At 57.2% G+C, this 1,418-nt stretch carries 1 pseudogene; it reads left to right on the plus strand.

Annotation, left to right across the window (positions count from 1 at the left end):
- Positions 1-1,338: pseudogene (locus ACP7BZ_RS22905) on the plus strand (hypothetical protein); the annotation flags it as partial.
- Positions 1,339-1,418: the final 80 nt, after the last annotated feature.

A 1,418-nucleotide genomic window follows, 5' to 3' on the forward strand; every position in this document is an offset into this window, starting at 1 on the left:
CTCGGCACCACGGGCAAGCTCAAGACCATCGAGGATGCGTATGCGGCAGAGCGCAGCCAAATTGCCTTCCACGCCCAGTACATGCAGGAAGAGCGCAATCAGGACCTGATCAGCCTGGAGCAGTACAACGCCGGCAAGGTAAAGACGATCAATGACGGCTTGGCCGCCTCGCTGAAGGCGTATGACGAAGAGATTGCAGTACTCAAAAAAGCACGTGCTGCCACCGCTGATGGGCCAGCGCGGGCACAGATCGACAATCAAATTGGCGAGCGGGAAGCGGCCAAAGCAAAGGCGCGCGTAGAGTCCTCCCAGGCCCTGGAGCTCAACACATTGAGCCTAGGCGCCGCCCAGTCCGGGCTGAACAAGACCATGAAAGAGTGGGATATTCAGCAGGACAAGGCGAACTCGCAGATGGAATTTGCGAACAGCCTCTACGGCAAGTCGGCGCTGGAGGTGCAGCAGCTCACAGCCGCCCGCCAAGCCGAGCTCGATGTCGAGGAAAAGATTCGGCAGGCGAAGGAGAAGGGCGCCATTACCGAAGAGTCGATCGCGCGCTATCAGGCAGACGCAAAGAAAAAATCAGACGCCGCATCGAAATTCATGGTCAAGGGCGCCATTCAAGGAATTGTAGCGAATCAGCGGACGCCTGGTGAAGTTGAGCAGCAGAATCACGAGGATCTGTTAAAAACGCTGATGTCTGGCAAGGATAGGGAATTGGAGGCCATTGCCGGCGGCAACATGGCCATTGAGCGCGAGAACCAGCGGCACGAGCAAGCCATGTTATCCATGCGGATGCAGGCTGGCCAGCAGGCGCTGCAATTAGCTGGTGATTCTGCGAGCCAGCTGTACAGCGTTATGAAAAGTGCAGGGATGGAAAATACCGCGCTCGGCAAGGCGCTGTTCATCGCCAACAAGGCGATTGCCATTGCCAATATCATAATGAGTACAGAGGTTGCAGCTGCAAAGGCTCTTGAAGTTCCGTTCATTGGGCCTGCACTGGCAATGGGCATCCGTGTGATGGGCTACGCCAGCGCCGGCATCGTGCTTGGCACTGCAATCGCATCGGCAGAGGGGGGCTATGACATCCCCGGCGGCGTCAATCCGGTGACCCAGCTGCACGAAAAAGAGATGGTCCTGCCAAAAGCTCAGGCGGAAGTCATCCGGGGGTTTGCAAGCAATGGCGGGCGCGGCAACAGCGGGCCAGCAGTCACGTACGCGCCCGTCATCCAGATCGACAGCCGCACAGACCAAGCGCAGGTGCATCAACTTGTATCGAAGGCCGTCCAGCAGGGCAATGCTGACCTGGTCGATAAATTGCAGCGCGCAGGACGTATCTAAATCAACAGCCTCAACCATCCTCGCTGAATCGAAGTTCACAGTGAGATGGATGAGAGATCAAACCCAGACCACAACACTTT

It is taken from the genome of Massilia sp. PWRC2 (assembly GCF_049896725.1).
In the GTDB taxonomy this organism is placed as follows: domain Bacteria; phylum Pseudomonadota; class Gammaproteobacteria; order Burkholderiales; family Burkholderiaceae_D; genus JAFCUW01.